Genomic DNA, 13,883 nt, shown 5'->3' with positions numbered 1-13,883 from the left:
TGCAACGGAAAGACAATTCAATACATTAATCTTTTTTGAATCACCTGATCAAAATGTTAATGTATTGAATTTATATTATTTACGTCTTATCCAAATCTCAATATAATTGGGTATAGTTTTTTTTATTTTAGAAAGCATACTCTCAATAGATATTGAAGGCTCAGGATAGAGTTTTTTCTCGACTAATAATGTCTTTAATGCTACTGCTTTTGCTTCATCATCTGGGTGGAAAAAACGGATAGTGGTTTCATTTGGAAGCCTGTCAATAGCAACCTGAGGAATTGGATTGGTTTCTTTAGTATAATTCTTGACTTTAAATAAAGGCGAACCCGAAATAATACTTTTTGCGGAGTCAGCTTTAACGGATAAATCAGCTCTAGCAGCTGAAGAGCTGTCAGCAGGTATAAATTTAATTTCGTCTAGCTCATTGTTAACTTTACTGACAATTGCCCGTGCTCTGTGTTCAGCGCTTGAAGAAGGTAATTTTTTTGCCGCTCCTAGAATACTCGTTTTCGTGGCTTGTAAAGCTGGCCGTTTTGGGTTTTTAAACAAATCTGCTCCATTTGCAGAAGATGAAACTTGGATAAAGCAAACCATTGTGAACATACAAATGGCTAGAATTAGCGATGATTTCATAGCTCTTTTTAGTGAAAATTTGCAATCAATTTAGTTGTGAATTCTAAGGTAATATTAAATCACGTAAACATCTGATTAATTAGACTTTAAGCCGACGAAATAGTATTATTTAATCCAAATTTCAAGATAATCTGAAATAGGGGAATTGTAATACAAAGTCATATTTTCAAGAAATATTACATTTTCTTCGTACCCTAGAGTGACTAATTTAGATACTAATGCGCTTGCTTTGTAGAGGTCTTGGCTATCAAAATACCGAACTGTTATTTTACGAGGAATGCGTTTTACTGCATTGTCTCGAGGTATTTGAGTCTCAACCTTCAAACTATTTATTTGAATCGCTTGCGCCTTGCTTATTTCAGATTTAATTCTGTTTAATTCCGAAACGGCGTTAAGATTGCAAGGGATCATTTTTAATGTCGCAATCAGTATTTGATTATTCTCAGGAATAAGTCCATCCAGTATTAACTGGTTATTCTTATTGTCTATTGAAAATGAATTAAAGCGCCCTATGATATTTTGCCCCAATAAAAGAGGTACATCGTCGGTTTCCAAAACCATAGCTTCAACATTGCTTAATTCAAAATCACCAATGTTGACTTTTTTTATATTGATCACAAATGCATTAATCAAAGTGCCATTGGCTAATTTGGTTTTTGTATGGTATTTTTTATCAGAATCATTAATCAATTTGTTTTGATATAAAGCGTTATAAAGCCTTTTACCAATAGAGATTATAGATGCCCCAGAATCGACAATAAACCTTGATGCGTAGTTATTAAGTTTTATATCGATTTCTATAACACTCGCATTTGTTCTATAAAAGGGTATTTTAGACAGCTTATTGGTCTGTCCATACCCATCTCCGTGCATGATAATCCAGCCAATAATCAGCCAGCCTATTTGTTTCACTTGTATTTAACCATTAGGAAGACAAATGCGACCAGTACCACACTGACACTGCTCACCATCAACCAATTATAGTGCTTACGGAACCGCCACTGAATTAAGCCAATCAGGTTGCTGATTGAAAAAAGGGTGACCACCAGGACACTACAAACCAGCGGGATGAAAAACCAACTGTTGCTGAGTCGATTGTAGATGTACCCATATTTGCCTTCATGAATATAATGCACAATCTTTTCGAACTCAGAGGGTCTGATATCAATGATGCTGTAGCCCTGTTTCCGGTAGAGGGTGTACAGAGTCTGGATTGTTTCATCATCAGCCTGCAATGCTTCATTTTTGATCTGAGCGGTCAGATGAGTGGCTAGGTTATCCAGCAGCACCTGGGCTTTCAAGGATCTATCAGCGTTAGCTTTCGTCGTATCGCTGGCGTTTAGAATGGCAAACTGGGTTAGTTTGAGATACTCTTGTGGGCTTGTGGGCTCGATTTTGAGGGTACTGATTTGATCAATTGTTTGTGTATCAAAAGTTTCCTGGATTCGTTGTTGAGCGCTGGCAGCGGTGACCATTGTGCCGATCAGGGCGAGCAGGAGTGGTAGATAGTTTTTCATGAGCGAATACGGTATGAAAAATGAGCACTGGAAATAAATCAATTTATTTTCTACTGACGGTTAATATAGGGCCAAGTTTTACGCCTGGTCGAGGTTTTTGCTGTATTGAAGGAATGAAATATTGACTTACAACACCATCTAAATACAATGCATCTTTGCAATTTAATTGTTCTTTAAATAATTCGGCAAGCTCATAAAAATTGACTGGATCATCCGAAACAATAAATAAAACATGTCCTTGTTTATTTATCCCTACGCCATTTCTAATTTTTACATTAGGGGAGCCCGGTGTAAGTTTCTCATGATAGGTATTATTTATGACAAGCATAGGTCCTGATTGAGTAGCCAGACGAATATTCTTATTACCTTTATATTCTTCACTTGGGTAGATAAATGGTTTGTCATTACTGTCTAAACCAAAAATCCCATTAGGACGCATGTGAAAATTGTCGTCAGGCCCTACTGATAAGTTAATGTCTTTAACTTGTTTATTTTCCGAAATAAATAAGCCAACTGGACTTAAATCAGATTGAAACATCCCGCCATTCATAGCAAACAAGAGTTTACCCTGTTTTTTAGCACTTAGTGACGAAAAATTATAAACATCCTTTCCATTTTCTACTTTATTAAATAACTCAATTTTGTATTGCTGTGGATCGATTTCACATAGGTGATACTGCTTATTTCTGAATATGATTTCTTTGAATAGATTATTGGGATCAAGTGATGTAATTTTTGCTGTTTCTTTACCAGTGGTTGTTGTTGATTTTCCATCTTTATTAGGTAATTTACCTTCTCCAGCTAAACCAGATGCTGATACACCGCCAGTAACTGTTTTAGAAGTAGGATTGGTAATTTCTCCATTGTACGGGCGTGGTGGTCTAATTGTACGACCCCATTTAATAGGTATAGGTATGTATACAATTTCTCCTTCATTAAGAATATCTTCTTCGTTAATTGTAGGGTTAAGGCTTAAGAATTCGTTAATATTCACTCTCCGATTTCTGCAAAACCATCTTACGCTTTGAGAATCTTTGACTAATATTCTTATCTTATCTTGACTGTTTACTATCTGATCGTTATTGGTATTTTTCCATCCTTTCTTATCTTGACCATTACATTGCATACATGTTAAGCAAATTAACATGTATGCAAAAATGAATAACTTAGATATTGAAAAAAACTTGATGATATTCATCGTGGTTAATTATGATTAGGAGTACTTAAGTGGAACTTTTTAATAGTTTATTGCAGCTATATCATATAATAATTATTTATAATAAACTATTAAATTAGTAGCTTCCTCAATTTTGGCAGTGGAAGGCTTGTAGTCCTTGAGATAGCTTTCATAACCATACAATATATTTTTAGCTCCGGTATCCAGATTCATAATATATGACACTAAGAAACCTTCTGATTCTAAGACCGTTTTCGCATTAGAAGCAGATACGTTTAGCTCAAGAGGGTCGGGGGCATCTACAATAACATGGTGAACGATTCCCCCTCTTTTGCAAACTGCCAAGAAACGTCGTTCCCGTTTATTGCCATAATACATATTCGCAAAGTTGGTTGACCGATCAGAGGAGTAAACTAGATGAGTTTGGAAGAGAGTAAGTCCATTCTGTTGGCCCCAGTTCAGAAAATTTACCCGATCTGTGGAATTCGTGCGAGGATTATAACTCACTGAACCTGCTCTGACAGGGTTCACATCCATATCTACAACAGCAACCCCACCTTCCTGACCTCCTCCATTATAAACAATTACCATCCCGTCCATATCATCATTAGGGGTTCTGGTTACAATGGTTCCATTATCGACGCAAAGGCCTACTGGTGAAGCATACGAAGTCCATCCGTCACTATAAGCGCCTGCAGTGACTAATAGAATTTCTTTACCAGCTTTCCAATTTGTATATTGAGAGTAAGCATTCCGGGCAAAATATTTGGCTTTAACGGCATTGTTTTCCCGGTTGAAGTCAAATAGAATGAATGTACTTCCTCCAGAGGTTCTCTTCTTTACAGTGTATGCTCCACTGAAATAACTACCTGACTGGATGTAATAATGATACTGGGCGTGGGCTAGATTGATAATACCAAAAAAGAGTAATGTAAACAGTTTACGCATGGTGTAAGAGATATTTAGTAGGTTAACGAATGAGCTAACAGACAATAAAATACCGTCATAGTCCAGGTAGGCAAACTACCCGAAATATGTTCTATGTACTTATGCTTTCGTTGAGTTCACAAGTATATAAGTCTGTCGAAAGCAAACGCTATCAGCAGCTTTTTACCTTGTATGCTTAATTAGGGAATTAGTATCTGTACATTGACAGTAGGATACTCTGGCTCTCTCAGGCTTCTAAGTGATTCTAAACACTCTGAGCTGTATTGGCGATACTTCAGAAGGGCGAACGGACTTTGATTCATGTCTTGAAACGTTATGTGGATAGTTAAGTACTTCTACTCGAGATTCTATTAGGACGCTAATTTAAGTTTAAATTCCATTAAATAAGTTCTTGAAAAACATTTTTTTACTTGGAGGTAGTAAACAGGTAGAATATTTCTGCTTTTCCATTAGACTTTATCGTCAGAAATTGAAAGCTTTCATTCTGTTTTTTGGTAAAATCGGTGACATATGGTGTATGAATGTCTTGTTGCATGAGATATTTATTAAATAAAGCCTTTGTTACCATTAGGTATTTTTCGTTAAAGCTCATCTTGGGAATTGTTTGTATTTGATGAACGTTTTTGCCTTTTAGTTAACGAAAACTTTATTATTAAATAAAGCTAAGTCGAACTAAACATGCTATTCATCTAAACCGTATTCTGGTTTGTAATCTATTATCGTATCCTGACATACCAGTGAGATTGAATAAGGCTCCCAAGGTTTAATGCTGGATATTCGACTCGACCTTGATTGGCGATATTCTGTGGACTTGGCCATGGATCTCGAACAACAATTGATTGTATATAAGGCCCAAGGTTTGTTTGTATATAGCTACAAGCTGTTATAACGACAGCATGCCCCGAGTTTGGTCCTGACTTGTATCCTATAAGTATTGGACGACCTGCCGAAAGCTCCTGTATCATATATGTTGGATTAGGAGGCCCCAAATTAAGAGAAGCTTGTACAGAGTACTGTATTCCACTATTTGTGAAACTCCAGTTGTTTAAATTTGCTGTTATTAACTGCATGCTTCCCGTCCAATTGGGCAAATTTCCGTAAGGGTCTGATCCATAACTTCGTCGGACAATTTGAGCTTGGGTTATATCGATACCATAATAATTAAAGATCATCTGAAGAGAGGCTGCCCAGCACCAGTTTGAATTTGTTTGTGCGGATGCAAAGTGGTCAAAACGGTTCTTAGGAATACCAACATAAATTGGTTGTTGGGCAATTGAACCTACATGAAGACTTATCATAAAAACTAGAAACAATACACATTTTCTCATAAGCAAAAGATTAAAAATTGTACAAACAAAATGATTATTAATGATCCTGAAAACGAGAAATATCCCGTATTCTAACGAGAATTTGGGATATTTCGGCTGTATAGTGATTCGATGTTAGGAGTTAAAGAAATCTAATTTCCTTCATCAAATTGCGTTTTCGTACTGTACGAACGGATTCGGGCTGAACATTTTATAAAAGGGGGCTGGGTCATTAAATGAACGCCAATCTAGTTACAAACCTGGCAGTCAGCATTCAGTACTTTAATAGATAAAAGAGTATTAAAACCGACCATTGCAGGCTAATTGGCCCGGTTGGAAAGTAGTTAATGCTGAATCACGATAAGTTATCTTGAGATGCGGATCGAAGCCAGCTCTGAGCCTGATGATTCAATTGATTCCTCCGTCGGGTATGGACAATTATCGTTTTGTAATGATCTTCAAGTGTAGACCAGCCTTTGCCTAACGGCTTATTGATATCTGGTAAAAGCACTTCAAATTCACTCTCAAATAAGTCAACCAATACCTTGAGGAAATAGCCTCTATTATGAAACGGCCGAACCATTTACTGATGACGAAGACTGTACTATAGTTGAGGTAATAAGGCTTTTTGATGCGTTACAAAACGATAGTGGTGTCCTATATTGTTTATCAGTAAACGGCGCTGTCAATGTTTGTGCCTTACTGAATAGCTTTGGCTAATGGAAGAACTCATCATCTATTTGACCCAATTTGGCCATCTGGACGCTCAGCAACGAGCGTTGATTCTGGCGAAGGCCAAACATAAGCGTATTGCTAAAGGAGCGTATTTTGCCGAAGCGGGGAAAATTTCCACACAGATTGGCTATGTGACGGACGGGGTTTTCAGGGTTTGTTATTACGACAAACTAGGCGACAGTTTTACCCGCTATTTTGTTTATGAGAACCGATTTGTCGTTGATACCGCTAGTTTTCGCGATGAAATGCCCTCGGCTGAGTATATTGAAGCCATTACCGATTGTCAACTGGTAGTTTTCTCCAAAGAAGATTTCGCCCAACTGGCCGCGCTTATTCCCGGCTGGCAGGATATATTCGTTAAAATCACGTCATATGTACTGGAAAATAAATTGAAGTTTACCAGTAATATGTTGGTGCAGGACGCTCAAAAAAGATACCTGAATTTTCTTGATCATTATCCAGGACTAGCCAATCGTGTTCCGCTCAATATGCTGGCTTCGTATCTGGGCATCACTCCCTCCTCGCTCAGTCGGATACGAAAAAATATCCGCTAAGGCATTTCTTGCCAATTGGCAATTGCGTTTACAGCCCTACCGCTCAATTTTGTCCCATCATCAAAAAGTGACCGATGGAATCGACAAATCTTTTCAGGCAGATTGAGTTTATCAAGGAAGTAGACAAGCTGAAGTATATCCTTCGTAAGACGAAGCTATTGAACAGCGATCGGCCCGAGAACGACGCCGAACATAGTTGGCACCTATGCTTGATGGCCCTTGTTTTGGTCGAGCATTCGAATACCCCCATCGATTTGCTGAAGGTGATTAAGATGTTACTGATTCATGATCTTGTTGAAATAGATGCTGGCGATACCTTTATCTATGATACGCAAAAAAGCCACGACAATACGGCGGAAGAGCGAGAAGCCGCTAAACGAATTTTCGGCTTATTGCCTGATGAGCAGGCAGATGAATTAATAGCCATTTGGGAAGAGTTTGAAGAGCGGCAAACGGCGGAAGCTAAATTTGCCCGAGCCATGGACCGACTCGAACCTCTATTACAGAATACGTCGAACAACGGTGGGACCTGGACTGAATTCGATGTGAAGTATGATCAGGTGTATGCCAAAAAACAGGTTATCCAACAGGGTTCCGATCGAATTTGGCAGTATGCGGAGCAACTGCTTAATGAGAACGTTGAAAAAGGAATCTTAAAAAAGTAAGGCTTCCAATAGCCAAATCCCATCTGACCCGTTCGCTGATTGGGTAATGAGTACATTGGGCATAAAAAAAGCTCCCACTTCGGGGAGCTTACCGCTTGGGGAAGTGCTCACTTAGCGAGCCCGCATCCGATAAATGGTCCGACCACGTAGGCCAATAACGGGGCCACCTACTTCAATGATACGGGGACGAGCTGGGCGGTTGATGTGCATAAGTTTCATATTCATTTGTCTTTGTTGTTTGTGAATGTTGACACAAAGATGGGTGAGGCCTTCAATTCCACCAACCGATATCTTACCAAGTGTGGAAATCAGGGGATGAATCCCTCAAAAATGGCAATAAGTGGTAAAAGACAGGATTGAATTATTTTGAGAATAGTGACTGGACTAAATCGTTTTTTATAGTATAAAATGAAGATGTAGGACTTTTTCCATAGCCTAAAACAAAGCCACTATTCAGGTAGTAGTTTTAAATTTTCTAAAGGGAAATGATGATTAAAGGACTATCACTGATTTTTTTGTTCTACTGGCTTGGTGAGGCAATCAGTCTGCTGATCGACAGATTTATTCCAGGGAGCGTTATTGGAATGCTAACTTTATTTGGTTGTCTAACGCTGAAATGGGTCAAGCCTGAAAAGGTACGCGAAACGGCAAAACTACTGACGGGAAATATGGCGTTATTTCTAACGCCCGCAGCAGCAGGTATTGTAATGTATACCCAACAACTTTTGAATGCTGTCGTACCAATAACTGTGGCCATTGTGGTCAGCACAACATTGACTATTCTGATTGTAGCCTTGGTTCAGCGGTTTTTTGAAACGAGAGCGAAACGTAAACAGTATGCCAAATGACCCATTTCGCTACTGAACTTAAGTCGCTTTTGTCTCAGGAATTAGCTTCTTTATTGCTGGTCTTTGTTACATTCTGGTTTGGTATTTACCTCAATAAGCGGTCTAAGCTTCCTTTACTACAGCCAATACTGGTTTCAGTTGTCCTGATCGCTTTATTTTTAAATGTCTCAGGTATAAGCTACTCTACGTTTTTTGCGAAAGCCCATTTGTTGAACTTTATGGTTGGCCCTTCGGTGGTTGCTCTGGGCTATATACTGTTTGAGCAGATAGAAAACTTTAAAGGGCATATTGGCGCTATCCTGCTTAGTGTTTTGGTTGGCTGTATCATCGCGATTGTCAGTGTCGTTCTAACGGCAAAAGTGTTGGGAGCGGATACGGTGTTGTTAGCTTCCCTGGCGCCTAAATCAGTCACGATGCCAATTGCCATGCAACTATCAAAAAACTCGGGCGGTATCCCTGAATTAACGATCGCTTTCCTGGTACTCAGTGGTCTTTATGGCGGACTATTTGGGCCAATGATTCTACGATTAGTTGGGGTAAAAAGTAAACTAGCCATTGGGCTGTCGCTGGGAGCAGCTTCCCATGCCATAGGCACTGCCCGCGCGCTGGAGTTAGGTGCTGTTGAAGGGGCAGCTAGTGGATTAGCGATCGGGGTTATGGGTACATTAACAACATTGGTACTACCCCTGATTGAGCGATTACTTTACTGAAATCGCGTCAAACTAAGTAAAAAGCAGGCTAGACACGACTTAACCAAAGACAATTCGTATATTTTATGGATTCGTCCATATATCGTTGGATTTGCTACCCGGAAACCACACGGCTTGATGAGAGTGAATAGTTTTGTTATGAAATTTTTCCTGCTTTGTTTGGTTGTCGTTTTAGGAGCCTCGCCAGCTTTCTCTCAGGCTGTTCTCTCGAACGTCTACGCGTACAACAGTGCACCAGTTGTTAAGTATTCGGGTTATCAGGAGCGGACCTTGCTCGAAGGTACCACCCGAGATTATGCCCATCTACTTGTACAGGCCATAACGCTACTCCCGAATCAGGCTGAACAACCCATGCAACTACTTGACGAAGAGACGGCTCTGATTATCAGATCGGGTGAACTAACGCTGACGCTTGGCGGTAAACGCAAAACGCTAAAACCAGGCAGCCTGGTTATGATCATGCCAGGAGATGAGTTCCGAATAGCTAATAAAGCTGCCCAGCCCCTGACGTATTATCAACTACGATACACGTCTAACGAAATGCCGGATCTGGATTTGTATCGGCTAGTAGGGGGATCGTACTGGGTTGAGGGACAGGATATTGCCACAAATGCTGATCATTCCGGGAGTAACTCACAAAAAGAAGCTTATTCCAGCGTTATGAGCAATCGTATTGCTGTGCAGATCAACAAATCGAACCCGCCTGCTGGCATCCGTAGCCATAGAGCGGCTGAGCTTATTTTCGTTCTGGACCATTCCGTTCAGGTGCAAATCGATCAGGCAAAAAAAGAAGCATTAGCGGGCGATGTCGTCTTTATTGAATCGGAGGTAGCTCACGATATTCAAACGAAGGCTTCAGAAGGAAGTACTTACTTATCTTTCCAATTGTAGGATAATACCGTCCAGCCTAACTGATTAGCGTCAGGTGTTGAAGTATTGTCTGTCGTCTCGACTGGATTGGCACTAATCAGAGTGGATTGACCGGCAGTCGCCCGACTATATAAGGAGCTACCTGATGTGGAGGGAGCTTTCTGCACAGGCCGTTGGTGAGGGTAGATATGCCTGTATCCGTGAAATGATAAGGCAGAATCACACGCTTTTGCTCTTTAGACCCCCTTTTTTTATCTTGATGAAACATAAGCGTTAAAGAATGAAACATGAGTGTTAGCAATCGAATAGGCATAATCGGAGCTTTAGGCAAGCTAAAACGATTATGTCAACAACTTCCTCTTCTCATCTAAAGCCTCCCCAAGGCGCTTCGTGTCGGCTTAGTTCGGCCCCCGAACTGAATCGGATTCATTCCACCTCACATCAGCTAGTTACACATTTCAGGAACTGCCAAATAGAGTTCCTGGCACTGATGGGCTTACTGTTTGGGTTGCTGTCTCCACTCTGGGCGCAGAATGCTCCTCGTTCGTCGTCATACTGGTCTAATGAATTGGGTCGACAAACGGACAGCACCCGCAAAGCAGAGGTGCTATTATTTATGGCCAAAGACATGGAGGCCAATGATCCAACCGCTGCACTCGCCTATGCGCAACAAGCGATCAGCCTTGGTGAAAAGCTCAAAGCTCCCAAAGTAATTGGCCTGGCTGCTCTGCAACTCTCAAAATTGCATACACTATTAGGCAACAAAGCAAAAGCTCGTCGGTTCCGCAAACGCGCCGAAGAAACACTGCGATCGGTAGACCTGATGGCCGAGCTAAATCAGCTTGAAACGCAGAAATCGCAGGCCGAGGAAGCGGCACGAATAAACGCTGATGCAGCCGCCATTTCCCAGCAGACTGTGAATCAGTTGAGTAGCGAAGCGCAACAAAAACAGGTTATTCTGGCTCAGCAAGACAAGCAACTCGCTGTACGCAACCAGCAACTTCGTCAACAGGATAAGCTCATTGGTCAGAAGGATCAGCTGATTGGGCAAAAAGACCACCTCATCGGACAGAAAGATTCGATGCTGACCAAGCGGGAGTTGCTGCTCCGGTTTCAGCAGGATCAGATCAAGATTCTCGAACAGGAAAAAGCCCTGAAAGCTGCCGAAGCCGAGCAGGAACGGACAGTCCGGAACGCCCTGCTGGTTGGGGCTGGGTTGCTGCTGGCCCTTGCCGGGCTGCTCTGGCGACTTATTACCAACAAGCAACGCGCCAATCGTGAACTGGCACAGAAAAACACCCAACTCGATCTGGCCCGCCGACGTTCCGACGAGCTGTTACTGAACATCCTGCCCAGCGAACTGGTGGACGAACTAAAGGTAAAAGGCATCACCCGAACGCGCCAGCATGATGAAGTAACGATTATGTTCACCGATTTTCGCGATTTCACGAAGATCAGCGAACAGCTTTCTCCGGCTGATCTTGTGCAGGAAATTGACTACTGCTTTCGGCATTTCGATCATATCATCGGCAAATATCCCAGCCTCGAAAAAATCAAGACTATTGGTGATGCCTACCTGTGCGCGGGTGGACTGCCTGCTGCGCATCCCAGCCATGCCCATGAGATGGTAGCGGCCGCTCTGGAAATTCGGGACTTCATTAGTGAACTCGAAAAACAACGTGCCCGCGAAGGTAAGGTGGCGTTCCAGATTCGGATTGGCATTCATACCGGGCCAGTAATCGCAGGGGTAGTTGGCGCTACCAAATTCGCCTACGACATCTGGGGTGATACCGTCAATACGGCAGCCCGACTCGAGTCGGCCAGTAAGCCTGGGCAGGTCAATATTTCCGGAGCAACCTATCAGCGAGTTCAGGACCAGTTTGACTGCCGGTATCGGGGCGAAATAGCTACGAAAAACAAGGCAAATATGAGTATGTATTTTGTTGATATACAGCGAAATGATATCAAAAAAGCAGTGAACTATCAGCCTGAGAACTCCTATGAGACTTACAATTGAACCCTTAGCTAATTCCTATCAGAAAGAGCAGTTACTGACGAACCTGCACCGCATTTTCGGGGAGTTCGATACCACCATGCTGACTATGCTCGAACCCATGCTGGAGTGGGTAGAGATCAGCGGTGGGGATATTCTGTTTCGACAACACGACACGGGCGACTCCCTGTATTTTGTTATTAGCGGTCGGTTACAGGCGTATGTAACGGATGAACGGGGGCGTCATCAGGTGATTGGCGAGATCGTTCGGGGCGAAACCGTGGGTGAGATGGCCATTTTTACTGGCGATCCCCGTAGCGCTACTATTGTTGCCCTGCGCGATACTGTACTGGTGAAACTATCTCAACACGCTTTTGAAAACGTTATTGCAGCCTATCCGGCTGTATCGATGAATGTAACTAAGCTGATAATCAACAGACTTCGTACCTCGCAGGGGCAGCGAAAAGCGATCAAGAAACCTATTAATATCTGTGTACTTGGTTTGCACGAAGACCCTGAAGAATCGATTAGCCTGGCTGCTCGGTTTACTTCGGCACTATCGCCCCTGTTGCACCAGAAGGGAGCAACGTTCGTGGTGTCGAGCGACGAGGTGGACGCGTATTTCAACCAGCCCGGATTCGCCCAGGTAGACAAACAAACCCCAATGGCCTATCGCCAGCTGACCCAATGGCTCGACGATCAGGAATCGCAGCACGAGTTTGTACTGTACGTAACAGACCCTTTCCAGCCTGGAGAACCCCTTCCCGAGTGGACACGCCGGTGCCTGCGTCAGGCTGATGAAATTCTGCTACTGGCCGATGCCCGGAAGGAACCCGATCTGACTCGTATCGAAATTCAATATCTGACGAACGAACTACGCGCCGGTGTGCCACACACGTTACTACTACTACACCCGTCCGATACGGCTCATCCGCGCCGTACGGCCGATTGGCTGGCGTTGCGTCCGGCCGTAAAATCGCACTACCACATCCGTCCGGAACTAGGTCGGGATATGGCGCGGCTGGCCCGCATCCTGAGCGGTACATCTGTTGGACTGGTGTTAGCAGGGGGCGGAGCAAAGGGCTTTGCGCATATCGGTGTGTTGAGGGCTTTACAAGAGTGGGGAATTCCAATCGATTATGTAGGCGGCACCAGCGTGGGTGCCCTGGTAGCAGCTACCTTCTCGTTCGATGAAGCCATTGAACCTACTACCCGTCACCTCCGAAAAGCCGCTCATTTCAACCCAACGAAGGACTATAACTTCCTGCCGTTTATTTCCCTGATCCGTGGCCGACGTATTGAACAGATGATTCAAACCTGCATCAGCGATTTCACGGGTAACAGGAATCCTGACATCGAAGATAGTTGGCTGACCTTCTTTGCCCTGTCAAGCAATTATACGCAGGCACGTGAAGAGGTTCATACACGGGGCGCTATGGTCAAATATTTGCTGGCTACTTCCGCTATTCCGGGGGTATTTCCACCGGTGATCGATGGCAACGACCTGCTGGTAGATGGCGGTTCATTTAATAACTTCCCTTCTGATGTTATGAGTCGATTCGGGGTGGGTAAGATTATTGGCGTAGACCTCAGTATCGATAAACCCAGGAAGATGACTATGGAGCAGATGCCCAGTCCATCAGCCCTGCTACGGGATCGGTTTCGCTCGAAGCGGCAACGTAAATTCCGGTTGCCTTCATTAATGTCAATCATTCTTAATGCTACATTGTTATATAGCAGTGCCCGGCGTAATGAAAATATTCAGTATACCGACCTCTACTTCAATCCCGATGTGAGCCGCTATGGTATAATGAACTGGTCATCCTATGACAGCATCGTACAGAAAGGATACGAGCATGCTCTAACTGTATTAAACCAACTAAATTCCGATGAACTGGCCCGATTACGGGCGTAACACTTTAC

14 protein-coding genes are annotated in these 13,883 nt (G+C 42.7%); 7 read left to right on the top strand and 7 right to left on the bottom strand.

Annotation, left to right across the window (positions count from 1 at the left end; translation table 11 throughout):
• Positions 1–75: 75 nt before the first annotated feature.
• From ACYVE4_RS28575 to ACYVE4_RS28550, 6 genes are all read right to left on the bottom strand, one after another.
• On the bottom strand, positions 76–636 hold the full coding sequence (locus ACYVE4_RS28575; protein ID WP_461043827.1) for a hypothetical protein: 561 nt from the start codon (positions 634–636) through the stop codon (positions 76–78).
• Between the two features lie 105 nt (positions 637–741).
• A complete protein-coding gene (locus ACYVE4_RS28570) occupies positions 742–1,548 on the bottom strand; it encodes a retropepsin-like aspartic protease family protein (protein WP_461043826.1) in 807 nt (268 codons plus the stop codon).
• Complete coding sequence (locus tag ACYVE4_RS28565; RefSeq protein ID WP_461043825.1) at positions 1,545–2,153, bottom strand: hypothetical protein; 609 nt, start codon at positions 2,151–2,153, stop codon at positions 1,545–1,547. Before ACYVE4_RS28565 ends, ACYVE4_RS28570 begins: the two co-directional genes overlap by 4 nt.
• A 43-nt stretch (positions 2,154–2,196) precedes the next feature.
• Positions 2,197–3,351 (bottom strand): phosphodiester glycosidase family protein, encoded by a 1,155-nt coding sequence (locus ACYVE4_RS28560; protein ID WP_461043824.1) that lies wholly within the window; start codon positions 3,349–3,351, stop codon positions 2,197–2,199.
• A 72-nt stretch (positions 3,352–3,423) separates the two neighbouring features.
• Positions 3,424–4,278 carry a hypothetical protein gene (locus ACYVE4_RS28555; RefSeq protein ID WP_461043823.1) on the bottom strand — a complete coding sequence of 285 codons (855 nt, stop codon included), beginning with the start codon at positions 4,276–4,278 and terminating at the stop codon, positions 3,424–3,426.
• 716 nt (positions 4,279–4,994) lie between these two features.
• Positions 4,995–5,576 (bottom strand): C39 family peptidase, encoded by a 582-nt coding sequence (locus ACYVE4_RS28550; protein WP_461044012.1) that lies wholly within the window; start codon positions 5,574–5,576, stop codon positions 4,995–4,997.
• A 728-nt stretch (positions 5,577–6,304) separates the two neighbouring features.
• Here ACYVE4_RS28550 and ACYVE4_RS28545 point away from each other — a divergent pair.
• The 5 genes from ACYVE4_RS28545 (at position 6,305) to ACYVE4_RS28525 (ending at position 9,988) form a co-directional block, all read left to right on the top strand.
• Positions 6,305–6,874 (top strand): Crp/Fnr family transcriptional regulator, encoded by a 570-nt coding sequence (locus ACYVE4_RS28545; protein WP_461043822.1) that lies wholly within the window; start codon positions 6,305–6,307, stop codon positions 6,872–6,874.
• Between the two features lie 74 nt (positions 6,875–6,948).
• A complete protein-coding gene (locus ACYVE4_RS28540; RefSeq protein WP_461043821.1) occupies positions 6,949–7,539 on the top strand; it encodes an HD domain-containing protein in 591 nt (196 codons plus the stop codon).
• A 485-nt stretch (positions 7,540–8,024) separates the two neighbouring features.
• On the top strand, positions 8,025–8,387 hold the full coding sequence (locus ACYVE4_RS28535) for a CidA/LrgA family protein (protein WP_461043820.1): 363 nt from the start codon (positions 8,025–8,027) through the stop codon (positions 8,385–8,387).
• A complete protein-coding gene (locus tag ACYVE4_RS28530; RefSeq protein WP_461043819.1) occupies positions 8,384–9,097 on the top strand; it encodes an LrgB family protein in 714 nt (237 codons plus the stop codon). The genes ACYVE4_RS28535 and ACYVE4_RS28530 overlap by 4 nt, the downstream gene beginning before the upstream one ends.
• Positions 9,098–9,235: 138 nt before the next feature.
• The gene (locus tag ACYVE4_RS28525) at positions 9,236–9,988 is read left to right on the top strand and encodes a cupin domain-containing protein (RefSeq protein ID WP_461043818.1); all 753 of its coding nucleotides are present in this window, start codon (positions 9,236–9,238) and stop codon (positions 9,986–9,988) included.
• On the opposite strand, the gene ACYVE4_RS28520 is transcribed toward ACYVE4_RS28525, so the two are convergent.
• Positions 9,967–10,134, bottom strand: coding sequence for a hypothetical protein (locus tag ACYVE4_RS28520; protein WP_461043817.1), 168 nt, complete (start codon positions 10,132–10,134; stop codon positions 9,967–9,969). The genes ACYVE4_RS28525 and ACYVE4_RS28520 overlap by 22 nt on opposite strands.
• Before the next feature lie 176 nt (positions 10,135–10,310).
• Between ACYVE4_RS28520 and ACYVE4_RS28515 the strand changes: the two genes are divergently transcribed.
• Positions 10,311–11,984: an adenylate/guanylate cyclase domain-containing protein gene (locus tag ACYVE4_RS28515; protein ID WP_461043816.1), complete on the top strand. Its 1,674-nt coding sequence runs from the start codon at positions 10,311–10,313 to the stop codon at positions 11,982–11,984.
• Positions 11,968–13,875, top strand: coding sequence for a patatin-like phospholipase family protein (locus tag ACYVE4_RS28510; RefSeq protein ID WP_461043815.1), 1,908 nt, complete (start codon positions 11,968–11,970; stop codon positions 13,873–13,875). The genes ACYVE4_RS28515 and ACYVE4_RS28510 overlap by 17 nt, the downstream gene beginning before the upstream one ends.
• Positions 13,876–13,883: the final 8 nt, after the last annotated feature.

The organism is Spirosoma harenae, from assembly GCF_054776975.1.
This window is presented reverse-complemented; position numbering and strand designations above follow the sequence as displayed.

What these genes read in the sequence shown, in the direction of transcription:
- ACYVE4_RS28530 (WP_461043819.1), top strand. Translation starts at nt 8,384, where the DNA reads ATGACCCATTTCGCTACTGAACTTAAGTCGCTTTTGTCTCAGGAATTA.
- ACYVE4_RS28560 (WP_461043824.1), bottom strand. Translation starts at nt 3,351, where the DNA reads ATGAATATCATCAAGTTTTTTTCAATATCTAAGTTATTCATTTTTGCA.
- ACYVE4_RS28525 (WP_461043818.1), top strand. Translation starts at nt 9,236, where the DNA reads ATGAAATTTTTCCTGCTTTGTTTGGTTGTCGTTTTAGGAGCCTCGCCA.
- ACYVE4_RS28515 (WP_461043816.1), top strand. Translation starts at nt 10,311, where the DNA reads ATGTCAACAACTTCCTCTTCTCATCTAAAGCCTCCCCAAGGCGCTTCG.
- ACYVE4_RS28555 (WP_461043823.1), bottom strand. Translation starts at nt 4,278, where the DNA reads ATGCGTAAACTGTTTACATTACTCTTTTTTGGTATTATCAATCTAGCC.
- ACYVE4_RS28540 (WP_461043821.1), top strand. Translation starts at nt 6,949, where the DNA reads ATGGAATCGACAAATCTTTTCAGGCAGATTGAGTTTATCAAGGAAGTA.
- ACYVE4_RS28510 (WP_461043815.1), top strand. Translation starts at nt 11,968, where the DNA reads ATGAGACTTACAATTGAACCCTTAGCTAATTCCTATCAGAAAGAGCAG.
- ACYVE4_RS28550 (WP_461044012.1), bottom strand. Translation starts at nt 5,576, where the DNA reads ATGATAAGTCTTCATGTAGGTTCAATTGCCCAACAACCAATTTATGTT.
- ACYVE4_RS28575 (WP_461043827.1), bottom strand. Translation starts at nt 636, where the DNA reads ATGAAATCATCGCTAATTCTAGCCATTTGTATGTTCACAATGGTTTGC.
- ACYVE4_RS28535 (WP_461043820.1), top strand. Translation starts at nt 8,025, where the DNA reads ATGATGATTAAAGGACTATCACTGATTTTTTTGTTCTACTGGCTTGGT.
- ACYVE4_RS28545 (WP_461043822.1), top strand. Translation starts at nt 6,305, where the DNA reads ATGGAAGAACTCATCATCTATTTGACCCAATTTGGCCATCTGGACGCT.
- ACYVE4_RS28565 (WP_461043825.1), bottom strand. Translation starts at nt 2,153, where the DNA reads ATGAAAAACTATCTACCACTCCTGCTCGCCCTGATCGGCACAATGGTC.